Below are 20841 nucleotides of genomic sequence, written 5' to 3'. Positions count from 1 at the left end.
AACGGTTTGTGGCCCGCTGCCACACTCAAATTGGCGTGAGAACAAAGCAAAAGGGCCGGTGTTTCCACCGGCTCTTTGAGAAGGTGAGCCTAATGCGAGTCGTGAGCTCTGATCTCGTCTTCTATTCTAGATACCAATGTATCGACCTCATCTTCTTGAAATATCTCAGGATTAGCTGGCGCTCGACGTAGAATTTCTATCGCCTTGTGATACGCAGGCTGAAGTTCCGGGTCACTTGGTGCGCCAACCAAAAAATGTGGTTTAAATGGCTCGGCGCCATCAGCTACAGCGGAAAGATGGCCAAGCCATCGTCTAGCTTTTTCCTTAATGCCTTCCGCGTCAGCAAGATCAAGTGAGACGGATTCATACACGTTCCACGTCCCATTTTTCCAAGCGTGCTTGAATGTAATTTCGTCTACATCACTCGATATTGCTTTACTTGTCAGACGTGTCGCAAGGTGACGCTCTTCGAGTCTTTCTCGAACGGGTCGCCATACTTCTTCGTCAGATTTGCGACGCTCAGAATGCTCATCATATTGAGAGATTAGGCGGTCGTATAAACGAGTAAATGTGTCGTCGATATTGCTTGTAAAACCGCGGCCAATTGAAGACCACTGAAGTGAGCTATCGCCTTGCGGTAAAGCCCTTCCAACAATGCTACCAGCGTCAGTTTCCGACAATAAAAGTGGTGTAGCGGAGAGGCCTTTGGTTGTATTTGAAATCGACCTCTCAACCGACCGCATAGTCAAGACAAATGCGCTCCGATCGAGATTCGGGAAGGTGTCTTTAATGCGACCTATGGTCTTGCGGGTTTTGACCTTTACGGCATGCGTTGAGGGCGCATAAAGCACCAGCCCGACGTTCACAAATTCCTCAGTCATAACGTCGTGGACATATCGCAAGACGATATAGGAATATGAGTGTTTTTCTTTCATGAGAGCACCCGCGTCAGCTCAGTGATGCACGCATCGACATTGTTTCGAATATCTCGAATGAGGTCGATAGCCGATTGCACATCTGTTCGTGCATCATTCCATTCAATAGGTATTGCGTTGCCATACGCGTCCAAGCGGTCATCTGTCACGCTCAGCCACGCGGCGCGTATCGGTTCGAAGTCAATTTGCCTATTGCGGAGGCCATCTCGAAAGATGTGGAGCCCAAGTGGATTCTCCAGAGTTCTCATTCCGCCCAAAACCCACGGTGGTATCCAACCTATCACGAGATCTTGCGAGAACGTAAGCTCATGATCGTAAATGCGAATTTCACTTCCGCGTGTCAGGCAGTTTGGATTTTCGACTCTTCTGTCTGGGTTTTGGATTGTGCCATCGAAAAACATTATTGCCGCTGCCGTCGGCACCATCGGGTCGCTGATCTTCGTGCCCGAGGTCCAGTCGGCATACTGGCCGGTCAGCATATGTGAGCCAAATGCCACGGGGTTGCTGGATGTGATCTTGAGCCTCTGCTGGGCGTCAGGGATCAGTTGAGCCCATTCCTGAGAAACGTTTAGCAAATAGGGTTCAGGGATGGGTAGGCCGAGATCAGCCGCAAGGCAAGCCGCTATAACTTCCATAGATAGAGAAGTTACGCCACGCTCGCAATTGCCCGAAAACTTAGCCACGACTTCGACGGTCGCGCCGTGTTCGTCCTCGCATATCGCAAAGGCTGGATTTGTCTTTCCAACCTTGGCAAAACGGTGGAATTCAATCGGTGTCAGACGCCTGAGCAAGAAATTTACTGCGCCTCATTTTGTGATCGGGTCTTAGATAACCTATTCCGTCATTATGCTAACTAGTTTCAATCGGTCTGCCTACGTTCAAGTTGGCGCCGGGACGCAAAAGGGCCGGTGTTTCCACCGGCCCTTCCGAATTCGTCAGCGGACTGACGGCGGGACTTAGAAGTCCATGCCGCCCATGCCGCCCATACCACCCATGCCGCCGGGCATGGAGGGGGCGCCGCCGTCCTTCTTCGGGGCTTCGGCGATCATGGCTTCCGTCGTGATGAGGAGGCCGGCAACCGAGGCCGCGTCCTGAAGCGCCGTGCGCACGACCTTGGTCGGGTCGATGATGCCGGCGGCGACGAGGTCGACATACTCTTCGTTCTGCGCGTCGAAGCCGAAATTGGCGACCTTCGACTCGAGGACCTTCTGCACGACGATCGAGCCTTCAACACCGGCGTTCTCGACGATCTGACGGATCGGAGCTTCGAGAGCCTTGCGAACGATGTTGATACCGGCCTGAATGTCCGGGTTGTCGCTCGTGAGCTTGAAGACGGCCTTGGTGGCCATCAGGAGAGCCGTGCCGCCGCCGGGGACGATGCCCTCTTCGACAGCCGCGCGGGTCGCATTGAGCGCGTCGTCGACGCGGTCCTTGCGTTCCTTCACTTCGACTTCCGTCGCACCGCCGACCTTGATCACCGCAACGCCGCCCGCGAGCTTCGCGAGACGTTCCTGCAGCTTCTCCTTGTCGTAGTCCGACGTCGTCTCTTCGATCTGACGTTTGATCTGCGAGACGCGACCCTCGATGTCCTTCTTCTTGCCGACGCCATCGATGATCGTCGTGTCGTCCTTCGTGATGCGGACGCGCTTGGCCTTGCCGAGCATGTCGGGCGTCACGTTCTCGAGCTTGATGCCCAGTTCTTCGGAGATGACCTGGCCGCCCGTGAGGATCGCGATGTCCTCGAGCATGGCCTTGCGGCGGTCACCGAAGCCCGGCGCCTTCACGGCGGCAACCTTGAGGCCGCCACGGAGCTTGTTGACGACGAGCGTGGCCAGAGCCTCGCCTTCGATGTCTTCCGCGATGATGAGCAGCGGACGGCCCGACTGCACGACGGCTTCCAGGATCGGGAGCAGCGGCTGAAGGTTCGTGAGCTTCTTCTCGTGGAGAAGGATCAGCGGCTCGTCCAGTTCCGTCACCATCTTGTCGGCGTTGGTGATGAAATAGGGCGAAAGGTAGCCGCGGTCGAACTGCATGCCTTCGACGACTTCGAGCTCGCTGTCGAGCGACTTGGCTTCTTCAACCGTGATGACGCCTTCGTTGCCGACCTTGGCCATCGCTTCGGCGATCATCTTGCCGATTTCAGCTTCGCCGTTGGCCGAGATCGTGCCGACCTGGGCGATCTCGTCGTTCGACTTCACCTTCTTCGAACGCTTCGAAATGTCTTCGCGCGCCGTGGCGACGGCGAGGTCGATGCCGCGCTTCAGGTCCATCGGGTTGAGACCGGCGGCAACCGCCTTCGCGCCTTCGCGAACGATCGCCTGCGTCAGAACCGTCGCCGTGGTGGTGCCGTCGCCGGCCGTGTCGTTCGTCTTCGAAGCGACTTCCTTCACCATCTGGGCGCCCATGTTCTCGAACTTGTCTTCAAGTTCGATTTCCTTGGCGACCGTGACGCCGTCCTTCGTGATGCGCGGAGCGCCGAAGGCCTTGTCGATCACGACGTTGCGGCCCTTCGGACCGAGCGTGACCTTTACCGCATCGGCGAGAATGTCGACGCCGCGGAGCATGCGCTCGCGGGCCGAACGGCCGAATTTGACTTCCTTAGCCATTGTTTTGCTTCCTCTTGAATTCTGAGCTGGTTCGGGTGCGGGACATGAAAAATGCCCGCGAACCGTTCACCGGTTTCACGAGCCTTGGCTTATTTCTTGGCGCCCTGAACAACGCCGAGAATGTCGGACTCTTTCATGATCAGCAGATCCTGGCCGTCAATCTTGACTTCCGTGCCGGACCACTTGCCGAAGATCACCCGGTCGCCGACCTTGACGTCGAGCGCCACGACCTTGCCGTCTTCGCCACGGGCGCCAGGGCCCACCGCGAGAACTTCGCCCTGCGAGGGCTTTTCCTGGGCCGTCTCGGGGATGATGATGCCGCCGGCGGTCTTCGTATCTTCCTCGACGCGCTTGACGACAACGCGGTCATGCAGAGGACGGAATTTCATCTCTGTCTTCTCCTGTTTCGGAACCGCGGTTTCCGCGGGAAACTTTAGGGATTATGGATTGTTAGCACTCACCCATGGGGAGTGCTAACAGCCCGACAGAGAGATAGTGGCGCCCCTCCATGGAGTCAAGGCGCGCCACAAAAGCTTCTTGTTTTCAAAGGTTAACGTGTGCGTCAGGCGGATTTCCTGAGGCCCCGGAGGCTCAGGCGGACGATCCGGGTCAGCCGGGCCCGGAACTCGGCCTCATCCCTGGCCCCGCTCTCGGCGCCATAGGCGGCTGCGATCAGGGTGTCGGCTGCGCTTTCGACGGTAAAACCGGCGGTCTTTACGTCGAATTCGCCCCGGCGGACGCCATCCCTCAGGACCCTGGCGATGGCGGCCCGGAAGTCCCGGTCGACGGATTCGAAGATCGTGGCCTGGAGTTGCGCCTTGGAATCGATGAGTTCCGCGGCATGGGGGCTGGAAAGCACCCAGCGATAGAGGAACCCGAGCTTGGCGTCGAAAAGGGCGAGGATCTTGGCCTCGGCGTCGAGGTCTCGGGCGGCCGCAGCCTTCAGATTGGCCTCGATGAGTTCCGCGAGCCGCCGGGCCAGCGCCTCGAACAGCTCGTCCTTGCTCTTGAAATAGAGATAGAGGGTGCCCTTGGCGACGTTGGCCGCCCGGGCGATGTCCTCCATGGAGGTACGGCGGAAACCGTAATGGCGGAAGAGGTCGAGCGCCGCATCGAGGATCAGTGCGTGCTTGTCCGCGCCGCCTGCCTTCGCGCCTATATCTTCCTTCACTCGTGCCGCCATGATCGCATGCGGACCTTGCCGCCGTCCTTGTGACCAATCCCTCTCAATTATTCGCATATAGAACTTTGGTGCGCAAAGTCATGGGGCCCGCGGTCGCAGGGAGGCCCCGCCAAAGTTGCAGATCGGAGCGGTGTGGTTAGGATGTCGCCTCATCGAAAATATTGGGGGGCGATATGACGGGCCGTTTCATCAACGAGGCGCTGATCGGAAAGCCGGGTTCGCGTGCGAGGCTTCAGACGCCTGCGCTGGTGCTCGATCTCGAAGCCTTCGAGCGCAACGTCGCCGCCATGGCGGACCATTGCGCGCGTAGCGGCATCAGGCTCCGTCCCCATGCCAAGACGCACAAGAGCGTCGCCATCGCGAAGAAGCAGATCGCGGCCGGGGCGGTCGGACAATGCTGCGCCAAGCTCGGCGAGGCCGAGGCGATGGGCGAGGGCGGCATCGAAAGCCTGCTCATCACATCGCCGGTTGTGACCGAAGGCGCAATTGCGCGGCTTGTGGCGCTCAATGCGCGTGTGGCCGATCTCATCGTCGCAGTCGACAATCCGCAGAATGCTGAGGCGCTGGCCCTTGCCGCGAAGGCGGCGGGCAAGAAGCTGAAGGTCCTCGTCGATCTCGATCCCGGCCTTCACCGCACCGGCATCGCAGCCGGCGAGCCCGTTCTGGCGCTCGGCCGACAGGTTCATGCGTCCGATTGGCTCGAGCTTCGCGGTCTGCAGTGCTATGCGGGCCATGTCATGCATATCGAGGACTTCGCGCAGCGGCGCGAGCAGTCGCTCGCCGCGATGAAGCTGCTCGGCGAGACGCGCGACGCCTTTCGGGCGGCGGGTCTCCCGGTCGACATCGTTTCAGGTGGCGGCACGGGCAGCTTCAACATTGATCCGGAAGCCAATGTGCTGACCGAACTGCAGGGCGGCTCCTACGCCTTCATGGACAAGCAATATAACGACGTCCATGTCGGCAACGGGGCGCCCATCCCCTTTGAGACTTCGCTCTTCGTGCAGATGAGTGTCGTCTCGAACAATACGAGGAACCTCGCGACGACCGATGCGGGCTTCAAGGCTTTCTCGACCGACGCGGAGCCGCCGGTGCTTCTCTCCGGTGCGCCGGAAGGTTCGGCCTATTTCTTCTTCGGAGACGAGCAGGGCGGCATCATCCTGCCCCAAGGCGCTTCCCTGCCACTCGGCGCGGCGCTCACCGCGATCACGCCGCATTGCGACCCGACGGTCAATCTCTACGACTGCTATCACGTCGTGCGAGGCGATACGCTGGTCGACATCTGGTCCATCGAGGCGCGCGGCAAGAGCGCGTGAGAGCGCTCACCGCGTCAGCATCATCATTCTATCCGCTTCTTCCCCGCCGATGAGCGAGAAGCCCATGCGCTCGTAAAGCGAATGGGCGTCCCGTGTGCTGAGGATGATGCGTCCGATTCGCGCGAGTGCCGGATCGTTTACGATCGTTTCGACAAGCCATTTGCCGAGGCCACGGCCGCGATGCACGGGCAGGACATAGACATCGCTCAGCCAGGCGAAGCGCGTCATGTCGGTGACCATGCGGGCAAAACCCGCCTGTTCCCGGTCCTGGGAATAGAGCCCGTAGGAGCGCGAGTTCAGAATGCTCTCCCACAACTCGCCTTCCGGCACCTCGCTCGCCCAATAGGTGGCGCGCAACATCCGCAGGATGGAGTCCTTGTCCAGTTTCGTCTTGTCGGTATTGATCTCAAAACCGTGCCGGGACCAGTTCATATGGCGGGCGGTCCTTCTTCTCGTCGTTGGTGTGTCTGTCGTTACTTCGCACCGGCGCGCTGAGCATATTTCCATGCCTCGAGCGCAAGCGGGCGGACGTTCTGCGACATCTGCTTCGCATGCTCGCTCGACGCCGTGCCGTCGCGCACGCGGCCGGCGATACCCTGCAGAATGCCCGCAAGACGGAAGAAGTTGTAGGCGAAGTAGAAGTCGAGATTGTCGATGCCTGTGCGGTTGGTGCGCTCGCAATACATCCTGATGTATTCCTCGAGCGTCGGAATGCCGAGGCTCTTGAGGTCGGCAGTTGCGATCGAGCCCGTGCCGCCGCCCGTGCCCTGGCCCGGCATCACCCACTGCATGCAGCTATAGGTGAAATCGCCGAGCGGATGGCCGAGCGTCGAAAGCTCCCAGTCCAGCACGGCGATGACCTTCGGCTCGGTCGGATGCAGGATCGTATTGTCGAGCCGGTAGTCGCCATGAACGATGGAGGTCGAGTCATCCGTCGGCACGTTCTCCGGCAGCCACTCCATCAGCCTGTTCATCTCGGTGATGGTTTCGGTTTCCGAGGCAACATATTGCTTCGACCAGCGCGAAATCTGGCGAATGAAATAATTGCCGGGCTTGCCGAAATCGCCGAGGCCGATGGCCTCGTAATCGACCGTGTGGAGGCGCGCCATGGTCTCGTTGAGCGAGTCGTAGATCTTCCAGCGCGTCGCGGGGTCCTGTCCCGGCAGCAACGGCTCCCAGAGCACGCGGCCTTCCACCATGTCCATGATGTAAAAGGCCGTGCCGATGACGCTGTCATCCTCGCACAGACAATAGGTGCGCGGCGCGGGAAAGCCGACGCCATGAAGCGCCGTGATGACCTTGTATTCGCGGTCGACCGCATGGGCGGAGGGGAGAAGCTTCCCCGGCGGCTTGCGGCGCAGGACGTATTTCCGGTTCGGCGTCACGAGCTGATAGGTCGGGTTCGACTGACCGCCCTTGAACTGGCGCACTTCGAGCGGACCCGCGAAGCCCTCGACATGCTCGCGCATATAGGCCTCGAGGCTCGCGGCATCGAAGCGATGCGACTCGACGACGTCCTTCGTACCGGAAAACTGTTCCTGCCGGCTTGCCTCAGTCGGTGTCCCGTTGCTCATGGCTTTGTTCTCCCCGAAGGTTCATTTGTATACGAATGCTGATGAATGGACCGTTTCAATCCGCGCCGCGTTCGCGCTCGATCGCGCGCCAGCCGATATCGCGGCGGCAAAAGCCTTGCGGCCAGTCGATGAGATCGACGGCGCGATAGGCCGTCGCCTGCGCCTCGGAAACCGTTTTGCCCGTGGCCGTCACGTTGAGCACGCGGCCGCCCGTGGCGAGAATGCGCGTACCCTCGGCGCGTGTTCCGGCATGGAAGACCTGTACGTTCGCAACGGCACCAGCCTTGTCGAGCCCCTTGATCTCCGTGTCCTTCACATAGTCGCCCGGATAGCCATTCGCGGCCATGACGACGGTGAGCGCCACCTCGTCCTTCCATTCGAGCGCGATCTTGTCGAGCGTGCCGTCATGGGTTGCGATCAGCGCCGGCAGAAGGTCGGATTTGAGCCGCGTCATGAGAACCTGCGTCTCGGGATCGCCGAAGCGCGTGTTGTATTCGATGAGCTGCGGGCCCTTTTTCGTGATCATCAGGCCGGCGAAAAAGACGCCCTTGAACGGCGTGCCGCGCCTTTGCATGGCGGCAGCGGTTGGCTCGATGATTTCGCGCATGACACGGGCAATGAGGTCCGGCGTCAGAACGGGTGCGGGGGAATAAGCGCCCATGCCGCCTGTGTTCGGGCCCTTGTCGCCGTCGAAGACGCGCTTATGGTCCTGCGCGGTCGCAAGCGCCATCACGGTTTTTCCGTCGCAAAAGGCGAAGAAGCTCGCTTCCTCGCCGTCGAGGAATTCCTCGACCACGACTTCTGCGCCCGCCGCGCCGAAGCGCCCGCTGAAAATCTCGTCGATGGCCGCGTCCGCCTGTTCCACTGTTTCGGCAACCGTCACGCCCTTGCCCGCTGCAAGCCCGTCCGCCTTGACGACGATGGGCGCGCCATTGGCCTTCACGAAGGCTTTCGCGTCTGCGGCGTTGGAGAAGCGGCCATAGGCGGCGGTCGGAATGTTGAACTCGGCGCAGAGGTCCTTGGTGAAGCCCTTAGAGCCTTCGAGCCGGGCGGCGGCCGCGCTAGGCCCGAAGGACTTGATGCCTTCTCGGTCCAGCCGGTCGACGAGGCCGTTCACCAGCGGGTCTTCGGGGCCGATCATGACGAAGCCGATGTCCTTCTCGCGGCAGAAGGCGACAATGGCGTCGAAATCGAGCGGCTTCAGGGGCACGCATTCGGCGATCTTCGCGATGCCGCCATTGCCCGGCGCGCAGTAAAGCCGGCTCAGAAGAGGGCTTGATGCGAGCTTCCAGCAGAGAGCATGTTCCCGGCCGCCTGAGCCGATGACGAGTACGTTCATGCCGAGAGTGCTTCCCTGAATTCGTGAGCGGGGCCGCGACCTTAAGGTTACGGCCGGAAAGGTTTTCCTTGTAACATGGGGGCCGATTCAGGCAAGTCCGCGCCTCTTTATTAACCATATCCCGCCCGGAGTCCGATGACCGAACCAGTGTCAGGCAGGCGCAAATCCGCCGCTTCCGCCTCGGGCGAAGCGGGCGGCAACGCCCATGAATTCTCGGTCAGCGAGCTATCCTTCGCGCTGAAGCGGACGGTCGAGGAAACCTTCGGCCATGTGCGCGTGCGCGGCGAGATCACGGGCTTTCGCGGCGTCCATTCCTCGGGTCATTCCTATTTCGCCCTGAAGGATGAGAGCGCCCGGCTCGAAGCCGTGATCTGGAAGGGTGTCTATTCGAAGCTCCGATTCAAGCCCGCCGAAGGGCTCGAAGTGATCGCGACGGGCAAGCTCACCACTTATCCCGGTAGTTCGAAATATCAGATCGTGATCGAGCAGCTGGAGCCCGCTGGCATCGGCGCGCTGATGGCGCTGCTCGAAGAACGGCGCAAGAAGCTCGCGGCCGAAGGCCTCTTCGCGGCGGAACGCAAGAAGAAGCTGCCGCATATCCCGGACGTCATCGGCGTCATCACGAGCCCGACCGGCGCCGTCATTCGCGATATTCTGCATCGGCTGGCCGATCGCTTCCCGCGCCATGTCATCGTCTGGCCCGTGCGCGTGCAGGGCGAAACGGCGGCGGCGGAAGTGGCAGCGGCTATTGAGGGTTTCAACAGGCTCAAACCTGGCGGGAAAATTCCAAGGCCCGATCTGCTCATCGTCGCGCGTGGCGGGGGCTCCATTGAAGACCTCTGGGGCTTCAACGAGGAAGTCGTCGTGCGCGCCGCTGCCGCAAGCGACATTCCGCTCATCGCGGCGGTCGGCCACGAAACCGATGTGACGCTGATCGACTACGCCGCAGACAAGCGCGCGCCGACGCCGACGGCGGCCGCCGAAATGGCCGTGCCCGTGCGCGCCGATTGCCTTGCCAATGTGCTCGATCTCGAACGGCGGCTGCTTCGCGCGGAAACGCGGCTCGTCGAAAATTCACGGGCGCAGTTGAAAGGCCTCGCGCGCGGTCTGCCGCGACTGCAGGATCTGATTGCGCTGCCGCGCCAGCGTTTCGACCATATCGGCGAGCGGCTCGGCCTTGCGTTGAGGCGCGCCGCCGAGACCAAGCGTGCGCGGCTCAGCCGCATCGAAGGCAAGCTTTCGACTCAGTTCATTCGCTTCAAGATCGCGGATGGCAAGAAGCGTCTCGATCAATATGACAAGCGGGCAGTCGCGGCGGAACGGCGGCATCTCGCCGATCTCGCGCGCCGCCTCGACGGCGCGGGCAAGCTGCTCCAGTCCTACTCCTACCAAGGGGTTCTGGAGCGCGGCTTTGCGGTCGTGCGAGGGGCGGACGGCAAACCTGTCCGCGCATCGGCGGGGCTCAAGCCCGGCATGGGCCTTGCCATCGAATTCGCGCATGAGGACCGCATCGGCGTCGTGGTCGGCGGCGTGGAGGCGCCGAAGCCGGCGGCGCGTAAAAAAGAAGGCGGCGGCTCACAGGGAAGCCTTCTCTAGCGCCTTTGAACTTCTGGCTGCAGCCGGTTAGAATGCGGCCATGAACAGGATCGATAATACGGGCAATGGCGGAGAGGCCGAAATCGTCTATGGCGATGGCGAGTTTCATGTCGTGCGTCCCGGCGCCTATGTGACCTGCGCGGTCACGGGCCACCGCATTCTTCTCGACGATCTGCGCTACTGGAGTGTTGACCTCCAGGAAGCATACGAAAGTCCCGAAGCCTCGCTGGAACGTCATCAGCAGAAATATCCCTCGCTTTTTCCACGAAAATGAGCCGCTTCGCTGCGCTTTTTCTTTTGGGCGCGGTGGTGTTTGCCGGCCTTCCGGCACGTGCCGAAACCGCGCTTGCGGGCGCGGTGGAGCAGGGGTCGCTTGTCGTCGTGCGGACGGAGCCTGGCGCGAAGGTCGCGCTCGATGGAGAAAACCTGCCTGCGTCGTCGGACGGGGTTTTCGCCATCGGTTTCGACCGCGATCATGGGCCGACATCGAAGCTCGTCGTGACGCTGCCTGATGGAAGGGTCGAGACGAAGACCCTCGCCGTCGCGCCGCGCGCCTGGCACATCCAGCGCATCGAGAAGATCGCGCCCGCGCTCGTCAATCCGCCGCCCGAGGCGCTGGCGCGGATCAGGCGCGAGGTCGCGATGAAGGCCGCGGCCCGCCCGAACGATACGCCGCAGGAGTGGTTCGCCGGGCGTTTCATCTGGCCCGCGAAGGGTGTTATTTCAGGCGTCTTCGGGAGCCAGCGCTTCTACAATGGCGAGCCGAAAAATCCGCATTACGGCGTCGATGTCGCCGCGCCTGTCGGCGCCGCTATCGTCGCGCCTGCCGCCGGCATCGTGCGGCTGGCAGAGCCCGACATGTATTTCGAAGGCGGGCTCGTCTTCATCGACCACGGGCAGGGCGTCATCAGCATCATGATGCATATGTCGCGCATCGATGTGAAAGCGGGGCAGCGCGTAGCTCAGGGCCATCCCATCGGTGCCGTCGGCCAGACGGGTCGCGCGACCGGTCCGCATCTGCACTGGGCCATGGTCTGGCGCGAGGCGCATATCGACCCCTCGCTGCTGGTGCCGGGTGTTTCGGCTGCGGGCGCCGTATCGGGTGCGGCTGTCGGCGGCGACTGATCGTCGCTCAGTCTTTCCAGCGATTGTGCAGCCAGAACCATCCTTCGGGATGTTCGCGGATGCGCGCTTCGAGAAAGTCGTTCAGCAATTGCGTCACACGAAGAATTTCGCCTGTCGGTTCCGCATCATTGTCGATGGCGACGGGCTCATGGACCGTGACGCGGAAATGTGCGCCCCTGGTGCGAACGATGGATGCCGGAACCAGCGCGGCCTTGTAACGCAGCGCCAACACCGCGGGAGTCGGCGTCGTCATGGCGGGTAGGCCGAAAAGCTTCGCTTCGATGCCTTCGGTCAGCCGTTGGTCGATCAGCATGGCGACGAACCGCTTGTCGCGTATGGCCTGGATCAGCAGGCGGGCGCCCTTGGGGCCCTTCGCGATCTGCTCGGGGACGATCAGCTCGCGCCGCATCGTCACCATCCAGTCGTTCACATAAGGATTGTTCGCCGCGCGATAGACGCCACCGCCGTCGAGCCCTTCGAGCCGCATGGCAAGCGGCATGAGTTCCCAATTGGCGAAATGCCCCGAAATCAGAATGCCCCCCTTGCCGGTTGCGGCATAGGCGAGCAGGGCCTCAACGCCGATGACTTCGATGCGGTTGCGCTCCTCCGGCCGGCTGAACTTGTCGAGATGGGCATATTCGAAGGCGGTGCGGCCGAGATTGTCCCACATGCCGATAACGATGCGCTCGACCTCTTCGGTCGAGAGTTCGGGCATGGCGCGTTTTATGTTGCCCCGCGCGCGCCGCGTGATACCGAGCTTCGGGCCCAGATTGCGGCCGAGCCAGCCTCCCAGCGCGGACGAACGGTCGAGACCCAGCATGCGGCAGAAGGCAAGCATCGCCTTCAGTAGCGCTATCTCCGCGAGGTACTGGATTTTCTTCGCAAACATCTGGTTCGGGTGCCTTGCTCTTTCGCCGCCGCTTATATCAGCCGGGCGGCGCCTCTGGCGAGCCTGATGCCTCAGCCCGCCTCATTCCTCAGACCGGCTGTGCGGCGCGCTTGGCAGCGCGCTGGCGCGCGAGCCTGATCTGGTCATGAAGCAGCCGCTCGAAGCTCGCGAAATCGTCGATCAAGGCGCGAACCGAAATGGTTTTCGCGGCGTCGCGCAGTTGTGCGCGGGCGCTGCCCGCCGGGGCGTCGCGGAGCCGGGCGAGATCCTTCTCGGTGGTGACGGGCGTCGCGTTGAGGTCTCTGGCCCGGACGAGAAGGTTCAGCGCCTCGCGCTCGGTGAAGGCGTGGTGATCGGGGAAGTCTTCGGTCGCCACGATGTCGGCATGGAGTTCGCGCAGCGTCGCATAGAATTTTTCAGGCCGTCCAATGCCGGCAAAGGCGAGCACGGGGAGGCCGTCGAGTTCCGGCGCGGGAGCGGCGCGAAGGATCGCGCGGAAGGCCGGTATGCCGCGGGCGCGGGCGCGGGCCGCAAGCCTGTCCGCCGCATGGCCGCGCCCGATGATGACCACCGCGCCGACGCGCGAAAGCGCGTCGTCCATGCGCTCGCGCAACGGTCCGGCCGGCAGAAGCCGTCCATTGCCGAGTCCCGTCGCTGCATCGACAACGAGGATCGAGAAATCCTTTTCGAGCGTCGGGTTCTGGAGCCCGTCATCCATCATGATGAGCGACGCGCCCTCACGCACGGCGGCGGCGGCACCCTCCGCGCGGTCGGCGGAAATCCATGTGGGAGCGACCGCGGCGAGAAGCAGCGGCTCGTCGCCCACCTCCGCCGCGCCATGCTTTTCAAGGTCGACGCGGAGCGGTCCTTTTTCGCGACCGCCATAGCCGCGCGAAAGGAAATGCAGCTTTTCGCCCTGTGCGACGAGGCGGGAGGCGAGCGTCAAGGCAAGCGGCGTCTTGCCCGTACCGCCCACAGTGATGTTGCCGATGCAGATGATGGGCACGGCCGCGCGCTCGGACCTTGCGAAGCGTTTGCGCATGCGGCCCGCGATGCCATAGAGAAGCGCGGCCGGCGCGAGAAGACGCGGCATGAGGCTCACTTCGCCGCCGCGCGGCGCCTGCCAGAAGCGCGGCTCACGCATTGGCGGTCCCTCGCGTCACCAGAAGTGAAAGAAGCGCGGCAGCCGTTCGATCCGTAGCGCCGCTCGACGTGCCGGCGATCGCTTCCGCCGCATCGCAACGGCGCTTGCGCTCCTCAGTGTTATCGAGCAACCGTCCGACCGCATTTGCCAGAGAGGATGCATCGCCGATGCGGATCATCGCGTCGGCCTTTTCGAAGCTCGCATAGGCTTCGGCGAAATTGAAGTCGCTCGGGCCTGCGATCAGTGCGGAATGAAGCCGTGCCGGCTCGAAGGGATTGTGGCCGCCGGTATTGGTCAGTGTACCGCCGATGAAGGCGATGTCCGCCAGACGATAGAAAAGGCCAAGTTCGCCGAGCGTGTCGGCGAGATAGATGTCGGTCGACGGCGTGATCGTCTCGTTCAGAGAACGCTGCGTGACGATGAGGCCGCGTTTCTTCAGTTCAGCCGCGATCGCCGTTCCCCGCGCCGGGTGACGAGGGACGATCAGCGTGAGAAGGCCGGGATGTGCGGGAGCAAGCGCAAGGTGGGCGTCAGCCGCAACCTGCTCTTCGCCTTCATGTGTATTGGTTGCGATCCAGACGGGCCGCGCGCCGATGGCGTCGCGAAGCGCGGCAAGCTTCGCCTCGTCGGCCGTGAGGGGCGCGGCGTCGTGCTTCAGATTGCCGGGTGTCCCCACGGCATGGGCGCCAAGCCCTTCGAGGCGCCGCGCGCTCGCCTCGTCCTGCGCGAGGAGCACCGAGAACCGTCCGAGCAGATTGCCGATGAAGCGGGGAAAGCGCTGCCATCCTTCGAAGGAACGCTGCGTGATGCGCGCATTGATGAGCGCGAGCGGAATGCCGCGCTCATGCGCTGCGATGATGAGGTTGGGCCAGAACTCGGATTCGACCCAGACCGCGAGGTCGGGCTTCCAGTAGTCCAGGAAGCGAGCGGTATATGCCGGATGGTCGAGTGCTGCGAACTGGTGAATTGCGCCATCGGGCAGGCGCTCTTCCATGAGATGTGCCGAGGTGACGGTGCCGGTGGTGACGAGGACGTGCAGTCCCTCCGCAATCAGCCGGTCGACGAGCGGCAGCACGGAGAGCGACTCGCCGACGCTTGCCGCATGGATCCAGACGAGCTTGCCGACCGGGCGGTCGAGAGAGGGGATACCGCAGCGTTCGCTCAGACGCTTCGCATCTTCCTTGCCGCGCCGCATGCGTAACGCAAGAAGCAGGGGGAGTGCGGGGCCGATGGCGCGGGTCGCGAGGCGATAGGCGGCATAGCCGAGCCCGGCGCTCTCCATGCGATGAGAACTGCCGGTCGCCATCTTGTTCAAAATGCAGCCGCGCTGGCGCCTTGCGGCTTCGGCTTGCGGCCAACGATGATTTCGGCTTCTTCGCTGACCGCGTTGAGCTCTTCCTCGACGCGGCGGCGGACTTCCTCAAGCGTCTCGGGATCGGCATCGCGGGGCACGTAGATCGGTTCGCCCCAGACGAGCGCGCCCTTCGAAAAGGGCAGGTTGATCGTGAACTTGTCCCAGTTGTTCAGTTGAATGCGCGCGCGCGTCGTCGCGGCGACGGGCACGATGGGGCAGCCCGAAAGCCGCGCCAGCATGACGATGCCGTCGCCCGCCTTGCGCGCGGGGCCGGGGGGTAGGTCGGCGGTCATGCCGACTGAAACATTCTCGCCAAGCGCGCGCACCATGGCGCGCAATGCGCCGGCGCCGCCCTTGCCCTTGTGCTTCTCGCGCCGCTCCTCACCCTTCGGCACACCCGAGCCGCGGATCGTGCCGACGCCGAGGAAATGCATGATCTGGGAAACGATCTCGCCATCGCCATGACGAGAGACGAGGATGCGCATTTCACGCCAGTTGTGCCAGAAGGTCGGCAGAATGAGGTTCTGCCCGTGCCATGTCGCGCCGATGAACGGCTCGTCGCCGCTCCAGAAGCGGGCCGCGATGTCGCCGCGCCGCACCTCGAAGCGGCTGGTGCGCCGCACGAGCCTTATCAGCATGGCGGCGAGAAACGCCAATGCCGTCTGCACCCATTCGTTCTTTGCGATATCCCTGCCGAATGACATTCCTTCGCGCCTCACACGCCCGCGACGGCTTTGACGGCGCCGCCGGAGGATACAGTTACTTCATCGTCGGGGATGTCATGTTCGAATTGCGAGCGCGAAAGTTCGGCGTAAAGGCCGCCCTGCGCGACGAGCGAGGCGTGGTCGCCTGATTCGAGAACGCGGCCGTCATCGATCACATAGATGTTGTTCGAGTGCTTGATGGTCGAAAGCCGGTGCGCGATGACGAGCGTCGTGCGGCCCTGCATCAGCGCGGCCAGAGCGTTCTGCACCTGCAGCTCCGACGCCGTGTCGAGTGCCGAGGTCGCCTCGTCGAGAAGGAGGATCGGCGCATTTTTCAGCATGGCCCGCGCGATGGCGATGCGCTGGCGCTGGCCGCCGGAAAGTTTCATGCCCGCTTCGCCGACGCGGGTGTCGTAACCCTTGGGCAGCGCCATGATGAAGTCATGGGCCGCTGCATTGCGCGCGGCGGTCTCGATTTCGGCCTCGCTCGCGCCGGGCCGCCCGTAAGCGATGTTCGCGCGGACCGTATCGTCGAAAAGGAAAGGCTCCTGCGTCACCAGCGAGATCGCGGCCCGCAGGGAGTCGAGCGTCACGTCGCGGATATCCTGACCGTCGATCAGAACGCGGCCGGAGAGAGGATCGTAGAAGCGCGGCACCATGTTGAGCGTCGTGCTCTTGCCGCCGCCCGAAGGGCCAACCAGGGCGACAGTGTGGCCCCTCGGCACATCTATGCTGACGCCCTTGAGCGCATGGGTTCCGTCGGAATAGGCGAAGTTCACATTCTCGAAGCGGATCGCGCCGTCCGTCAACTGAAGCGGCTTCGCGTCCGGGCGGCTCACGATCGACGGTTCGATGTCGAGGATGGGGAATACGCGGGCGGCCGCGGCCACGCCTTCTTGCATGATGGTCTGCGTATTGGCGACCGATTTCAGTGGCTGGTAGGCGAGCATCATGGCGGAGATGAAGGCCATCAGCTCGCCCTTGGTCAGGTGCGCGTCGATGACGGCCATGCCGCCGAAATAGATGACGCCTGCAATGCCGACGCCGGAGAGACCTTCGGTCAGAGGGCTCGCCTTCGCCTTGGCGCGGAAGCCGCGCATGGCATGGCCGAGCACGGTCTGCACCGTGTCGGAGACGCGCGTGATCTCGTGCTGCTCCTGCCCATAGGCCTTGACCACGCGAATGCCGCCCAATGCTTCGGAAATGAGGGCGGAAAGATCGCCCGTGCCTTCGAGGCCCTTGCGCGAGGCCTTGCGCGTCTTCTTGCCGAGCTTGCGCATGTAGATCATGCCGAAGGGGATGACCGAGCAGCCCATCAGGGCGAGCTTCCAGTTCATGAAGAACATGCTGCCCATGAGGGCTATGACGGTCAGCGAATTCTGCGTGAAGTCGATGATCGACATGGTGACCGTGTCGCGCACACGGCCTGCATCCGTCATGAAGCTCGAGATGAAGCGGCCGGAATGCGTCTTCGCAATCCAGGCGAGATCGGCCCGCATGATGCGCGAGAACATGCGGGTCTGGATCGCCGAGATGATCTTCTGGCCGATCGCGTTCTTGGTGATGTTCGTCGTATAGGCGGCGAAGCCCTTGAACGACGAGACGGCGATCGTGCCAACTGCGATGAGGACGAGTTTGGTCACGTCCTTGTGGTCCAGCACTTCGTCGAAGACCTGCTGGATGAGCCAGGGAAGAATGCCCGTCGTGCCGGCGACGATGACGCTGCCGAGCAGAGAGGCCGCCACGAGGCGCCAGTTGGGCAAGAGATATTCCGTCGCGGTCCGCTTCAGGACTGCGAGCGTCTTCAGATCCTCATGCCCCTTGTCGGCGACGGTCGGGCGCGGCAATGCCTGCTGCGCGGCGGCCTTTGTCTCCGGTGCGGTCGTGTCGCTCAAATACGGCCTCGTCACATGGTGGCTGGCGGGCATGGGAGAATGGCAAAGTGACGGAGTTTCGCCAGCGTCAAGGCCCGGACCATAACATGGCGGGGGCAGCGCCGCCACCGCCGCAGACCGGCCTTATATAAGGTAAACATAGGTGCAGGCTAGGTTTTCTGGCCTGAGGCACCTTTGCCGGCTCACTTGTTCAGGAGCCAGACCATGGCAGTCAGATAGGTGGCGAAGAGGCTCCACGCAAGGTAGGGCAGCAGCAGAAGCGCGGCCAGCCTGTTGACCCGCCAGAAGGCCATGATGTTGGCCGCTATGGCTGCGAGCAGCACGAAAATCTCGATCAGCGCGCCGCCGGGGCTGTGCAGGCCAAAAAAGACCACGCTCCAGCTGAAGTTGAGCATGACCTGGGCGCCGTAGATGGCAAGCGGGGCGCCGCCCGCCGCAAAGCCGCCCGCCGTGCGCCAGACGAGCCAGCCGGAAAGCCCCATCAGGAAATAGAGGAAGTTCCAGACGACCGGAAAAACCCAGTTTTCCGGCGTGAGGGACGGCTTCTGGAGCGTCGCGTACCAGCTCTCGATATTAGCCGTGGTGACGTAGCCGCCAAGGCCCGCAAAGGTGAAGACGAAGGCGAGAAACCCGAAAAGAAGGATGATCGACTGGATGGTGCCGGGGGTCTGCGCGGAAGGTTCTGAGTGCATGCGCCGGCCCGGCGACGCCGGTTCGCCCGTCATTCGTCATGCTCCGCAGGGCCGTGGGTTGGATCGAGCAGGCGGTGCAGGTGAACGATGAAATAGCGCATATGTGCGTTGTCCACGGTCCGTTGCGAGGCGGACTTCCAGGCCCGGTAGGCGCTGGCATAATCGGGAAAAATACCGACGATATCGAGGCGAGACGTATCGCGAAAATCCGCCTTCTCGAGGTTCTCGAGTTCGCCGCCGAATACGAGATGAAGAAGTTGATGGGGCACGCGCACTACCTTGGGTCGTTGCTAAGGCCGCGCAGTTTAGCACGAGGCGATCAGGATGGTAGGGTCAGTTGAGCGACGCGGCGGTAGAGCGCTTCGTAGAGTCGTGGGCCGGCCGCGATGAGACTGCGGTGGCGGGGCAGTTCGCGGTTATAGACGAAGGGTTTGCCGTCATGGGTGGTGAAGCGTCCGCCCGCCTCGCGCAGTATGAGGTCGGCGGCGGCGAGATCCCAGTCGTTCTTGGCAGAGAGCGCCAGCGCCGCGTCGGCCGCGCCGCAGGCGACGAGCGCGATGCGGTAGGCCACCGAATTGCGCTCGATGATGTCCATTTCGGGCCATGGCTCGGGCCAGGCGGGATGCCGGAACATGGCGCCATGCGCCGCCATGCGGCAGCCTTCGATTTCCGCGTGGTCGCTGACTGAAATGGCGACACCGTTCAGCGTCGCGCCTCTCCCGACCCCGGCTTCGAAAAATTCGTCGGTTGCCGGATTGAAGAGGACGCCCATCACCGGCTCGCCATCCTCGACCAGCGCGACCGAGAGGACGAAATGCGGCTTGCCCTTGGCGAAGGCGCGCGTGCCGTCGATGGGATCGACGACCCAGACGCGCGAGCGCTTGAGGCGCGCGGGGTCATCCTCGGTTTCTTCCGACAGCCAGCCATAATCGGGCCGCGTCGCGGCGAGGCGCTTTTCGAGGAGATCGTTCACGGCGATGTCCGCTTCGGTGACGATGCTGTCGCCGAGCTTCATCCATTTCTTGAGTTCGGTCTGATAGAAGGTGAGCGCCAGCGCGCCCGCCTCGCGCACGGCGTTGACCATCAGATCGCGATCTTCGGCGCGGGTGGGAAGCGTATCAGGTGCCTGCAACTGTCATTCCCTCGACGCGAATGGTGGGCGCGTTGGTGGCATAGCGGAAGACGAGATTGTTTGCCGGCACGATGTGGAGGAACATGTCCTTCAGATTGCCGGCGACGGTGATTTCGCTCACGGGGAAGGCGAGCTTGCCGTTCTCGATCCAGAAGCCCGATGCGCCGCGGCTGTAATCGCCGGTGACGCCGTTGACGCCCATGCCGATCATCTCGGTGATGTAGAGACCTTCCTTGATGTCCGTCATGAGTTCTTCCGGCGAGAGCGTGCCCGCCGCAAGATGGACATTCGTAACGGAGGGCGAGGGCGGGCTGCCCGTGCCGCGCGCGGCATGGCCGGTGCTCTTCAGGCTGAGCTGGCGGGCGGACGACGTGTCCAGAAGCCAGGTCGTCAGCACGCCGTCATCGATCAGCTTCATCAGGCGGTTGGCAACGCCTTCGCCGTCGAAGGGTTTTGAGCGCAGGCCACGCCGCCGGTGCGGATCGTCGACGATCTCGATACCGGGCGCGAAGACCGCTTTGCCGAGGGCGTCCTGCAGAAAGCTCGATTTCCGCGCGATCGCGGCGCCAGAGATCGCACTGACGAAATGGCCGACAAGGCCCGACGACACCCGCGGATCGTAGACGATCGGCACGGATTGCGATTTGACCTTGCGCGGGCCGAGGCGGCGCACGGCGCGTTCGCCTGCCGAGCGGCCTATGACGGCGGGCGCTTCGAGATCGGCGAGATGGCGCGCCGAGGAATAGTCATAGTCGCGCTCCATGCCCGTGCCTTCGCCCGCGAGCACCGAGCAGGAGACGGAGAAGGACGTGCCCGCATAGGAGCCCGCGAAACCTTCGCTGGTGACGAGCGCCATGCCGGAGCGGCCCCATTGTGCGCCCGCGCCTCCCGAGTTGGTGACGCCTTTCACGGCGAGCGCGGCTTCCTCGGCTTCCGCGGCGGCGTCGCCGAGCGCTTCGGCGCTGGGCGGCGTTACGGGGTCGTCTATGTCGAGATCGGGAAAGTCGCGGGCGAGCAATTCGCGGTCTGCAAGCCCGGCATAGGGATCTTCGGGGGCCACCTTGGCCATGGCGACGACGCGCTCGACCAGCGGCGCGAGCGAACGCTCGGAAAGGTCGGTGGTCGAGACGACGGCCTGCCGGTTGCCCATGAAAACGCGCAAGCCCACATCGCGGCCTTCGGAGCGTTCCACGTCTTCGAGCTTGCCGAGACGCCAGGAGACGCCGAGCGACTGACCTTCGAAGACGATGGCTTCAGCCGCTTCCGCACCCGCCTTCAGGGCGCGCTCGACGAGCATGGCGGCCGCGTCGAGGACGCTCATACCGGCGGACGGCGAGGTGGCGGGCTTTGTCTCGGCCAT

General features: G+C 62.8%; 21 protein-coding genes. 4 read left to right on the top strand and 17 right to left on the bottom strand.

The window, feature by feature from the left end; all coding sequences use genetic code 11:
- Positions 1 to 89: 89 nt before the first annotated feature.
- From ABFC66_RS13190 to ABFC66_RS13170, 5 genes are all read right to left on the bottom strand, one after another.
- The gene (locus tag ABFC66_RS13190) at positions 90 to 935 is read right to left on the bottom strand and encodes a DUF3037 domain-containing protein (RefSeq protein ID WP_346741428.1); all 846 of its coding nucleotides are present in this window, start codon (positions 933 to 935) and stop codon (positions 90 to 92) included.
- The gene (locus tag ABFC66_RS13185) at positions 932 to 1726 is read right to left on the bottom strand and encodes a HipA family kinase (RefSeq protein WP_346741427.1); all 795 of its coding nucleotides are present in this window, start codon (positions 1724 to 1726) and stop codon (positions 932 to 934) included. The genes ABFC66_RS13190 and ABFC66_RS13185 overlap by 4 nt, the downstream gene beginning before the upstream one ends.
- A gap of 165 nt (positions 1727 to 1891) precedes the next feature.
- Positions 1892 to 3541, bottom strand: coding sequence for a chaperonin GroEL (gene groL, locus ABFC66_RS13180; protein ID WP_346741426.1), 1650 nt, complete (start codon positions 3539 to 3541; stop codon positions 1892 to 1894).
- Between the two features lie 89 nt (positions 3542 to 3630).
- On the bottom strand, positions 3631 to 3930 hold the full coding sequence (gene groES / locus ABFC66_RS13175; RefSeq protein ID WP_346741425.1) for a co-chaperone GroES: 300 nt from the start codon (positions 3928 to 3930) through the stop codon (positions 3631 to 3633).
- 173 nt (positions 3931 to 4103) lie between these two features.
- Entirely contained in the window at positions 4104 to 4724 is a 621-nt protein-coding gene (locus tag ABFC66_RS13170; RefSeq protein WP_346741424.1) for a helix-turn-helix domain-containing protein, read from the bottom strand.
- Between the two features lie 173 nt (positions 4725 to 4897).
- Here ABFC66_RS13170 and ABFC66_RS13165 point away from each other — a divergent pair, with 173 nt between their 5' ends.
- A complete protein-coding gene (locus tag ABFC66_RS13165) occupies positions 4898 to 6037 on the top strand; it encodes a DSD1 family PLP-dependent enzyme (RefSeq protein WP_346741423.1) in 1140 nt (379 codons plus the stop codon).
- Positions 6038 to 6043: 6 nt separating this feature from the next.
- Here ABFC66_RS13165 and ABFC66_RS13160 read toward each other — a convergent pair whose 3' ends face one another.
- The 3 genes from ABFC66_RS13160 to purD are packed head-to-tail and all read right to left on the bottom strand — an operon-like array spanning position 6044 to position 8950.
- Positions 6044 to 6469 carry a GNAT family N-acetyltransferase gene (locus ABFC66_RS13160; protein ID WP_346741422.1) on the bottom strand — a complete coding sequence of 142 codons (426 nt, stop codon included), beginning with the start codon at positions 6467 to 6469 and terminating at the stop codon, positions 6044 to 6046.
- A 41-nt stretch (positions 6470 to 6510) separates the two neighbouring features.
- Complete coding sequence (locus ABFC66_RS13155; RefSeq protein ID WP_346741421.1) at positions 6511 to 7611, bottom strand: phosphotransferase family protein; 1101 nt, start codon at positions 7609 to 7611, stop codon at positions 6511 to 6513.
- A 55-nt stretch (positions 7612 to 7666) separates the two neighbouring features.
- A complete protein-coding gene (gene purD, locus ABFC66_RS13150; protein ID WP_346741420.1) occupies positions 7667 to 8950 on the bottom strand; it encodes a phosphoribosylamine--glycine ligase in 1284 nt (427 codons plus the stop codon).
- A 135-nt stretch (positions 8951 to 9085) separates the two neighbouring features.
- Here purD and xseA point away from each other — a divergent pair, with 135 nt between their 5' ends.
- The 3 genes from xseA to ABFC66_RS13135 are packed head-to-tail and all read left to right on the top strand — an operon-like array spanning position 9086 to position 11671.
- Entirely contained in the window at positions 9086 to 10546 is a 1461-nt protein-coding gene (gene xseA / locus ABFC66_RS13145; protein ID WP_346741419.1) for an exodeoxyribonuclease VII large subunit, read from the top strand.
- 40 nt (positions 10547 to 10586) lie between these two features.
- Positions 10587 to 10820, top strand: a complete 234-nt coding sequence (locus ABFC66_RS13140) for a DUF2093 domain-containing protein (protein WP_346741418.1) — start codon at positions 10587 to 10589, stop codon at positions 10818 to 10820.
- Positions 10817 to 11671: a M23 family metallopeptidase gene (locus tag ABFC66_RS13135; RefSeq protein ID WP_346741417.1), complete on the top strand. Its 855-nt coding sequence runs from the start codon at positions 10817 to 10819 to the stop codon at positions 11669 to 11671. Before ABFC66_RS13140 ends, ABFC66_RS13135 begins: the two co-directional genes overlap by 4 nt.
- 7 nt (positions 11672 to 11678) lie before the next feature.
- Here ABFC66_RS13135 and ABFC66_RS13130 read toward each other — a convergent pair whose 3' ends face one another.
- The 9 genes from ABFC66_RS13130 to ABFC66_RS13090 all read right to left on the bottom strand — a co-directional run bounded on the left by ABFC66_RS13130 (position 11679) and on the right by ABFC66_RS13090 (position 20802).
- Positions 11679 to 12560: a hypothetical protein gene (locus tag ABFC66_RS13130; RefSeq protein ID WP_346741416.1), complete on the bottom strand. Its 882-nt coding sequence runs from the start codon at positions 12558 to 12560 to the stop codon at positions 11679 to 11681.
- Between the two features lie 88 nt (positions 12561 to 12648).
- On the bottom strand, positions 12649 to 13704 hold the full coding sequence (lpxK, locus tag ABFC66_RS13125) for a tetraacyldisaccharide 4'-kinase (RefSeq protein ID WP_346741415.1): 1056 nt from the start codon (positions 13702 to 13704) through the stop codon (positions 12649 to 12651).
- The gene (locus ABFC66_RS13120; protein ID WP_346741414.1) at positions 13697 to 15010 is read right to left on the bottom strand and encodes a 3-deoxy-D-manno-octulosonic acid transferase; all 1314 of its coding nucleotides are present in this window, start codon (positions 15008 to 15010) and stop codon (positions 13697 to 13699) included. The genes lpxK and ABFC66_RS13120 overlap by 8 nt, the downstream gene beginning before the upstream one ends.
- Positions 15011 to 15015: 5 nt before the next feature.
- The gene (locus ABFC66_RS13115) at positions 15016 to 15762 is read right to left on the bottom strand and encodes a lysophospholipid acyltransferase family protein (protein ID WP_346741413.1); all 747 of its coding nucleotides are present in this window, start codon (positions 15760 to 15762) and stop codon (positions 15016 to 15018) included.
- An 11-nt stretch (positions 15763 to 15773) separates the two neighbouring features.
- On the bottom strand, positions 15774 to 17657 hold the full coding sequence (locus tag ABFC66_RS13110) for an ABC transporter ATP-binding protein (RefSeq protein ID WP_346741412.1): 1884 nt from the start codon (positions 17655 to 17657) through the stop codon (positions 15774 to 15776).
- 182 nt (positions 17658 to 17839) lie between these two features.
- The gene (locus ABFC66_RS13105) at positions 17840 to 18382 is read right to left on the bottom strand and encodes a TspO/MBR family protein (protein WP_346741411.1); all 543 of its coding nucleotides are present in this window, start codon (positions 18380 to 18382) and stop codon (positions 17840 to 17842) included.
- Complete coding sequence (locus ABFC66_RS13100; RefSeq protein WP_346741410.1) at positions 18379 to 18618, bottom strand: DUF4170 domain-containing protein; 240 nt, start codon at positions 18616 to 18618, stop codon at positions 18379 to 18381. The genes ABFC66_RS13105 and ABFC66_RS13100 overlap by 4 nt, the downstream gene beginning before the upstream one ends.
- 50 nt (positions 18619 to 18668) lie before the next feature.
- Positions 18669 to 19481 (bottom strand): 3'(2'),5'-bisphosphate nucleotidase CysQ, encoded by an 813-nt coding sequence (locus ABFC66_RS13095; RefSeq protein ID WP_346741409.1) that lies wholly within the window; start codon positions 19479 to 19481, stop codon positions 18669 to 18671.
- Positions 19468 to 20802 (bottom strand): metallopeptidase TldD-related protein, encoded by a 1335-nt coding sequence (locus tag ABFC66_RS13090; RefSeq protein ID WP_346741439.1) that lies wholly within the window; start codon positions 20800 to 20802, stop codon positions 19468 to 19470. The genes ABFC66_RS13095 and ABFC66_RS13090 overlap by 14 nt, the downstream gene beginning before the upstream one ends.
- Between the last annotated feature and the right edge of the window lie 39 nt (positions 20803 to 20841).

It is taken from the genome of Parvibaculum sp. (assembly GCF_039680535.1).
Taxonomy (GTDB): domain Bacteria; phylum Pseudomonadota; class Alphaproteobacteria; order Parvibaculales; family Parvibaculaceae; genus Parvibaculum.
This window is presented reverse-complemented; position numbering and strand designations above follow the sequence as displayed.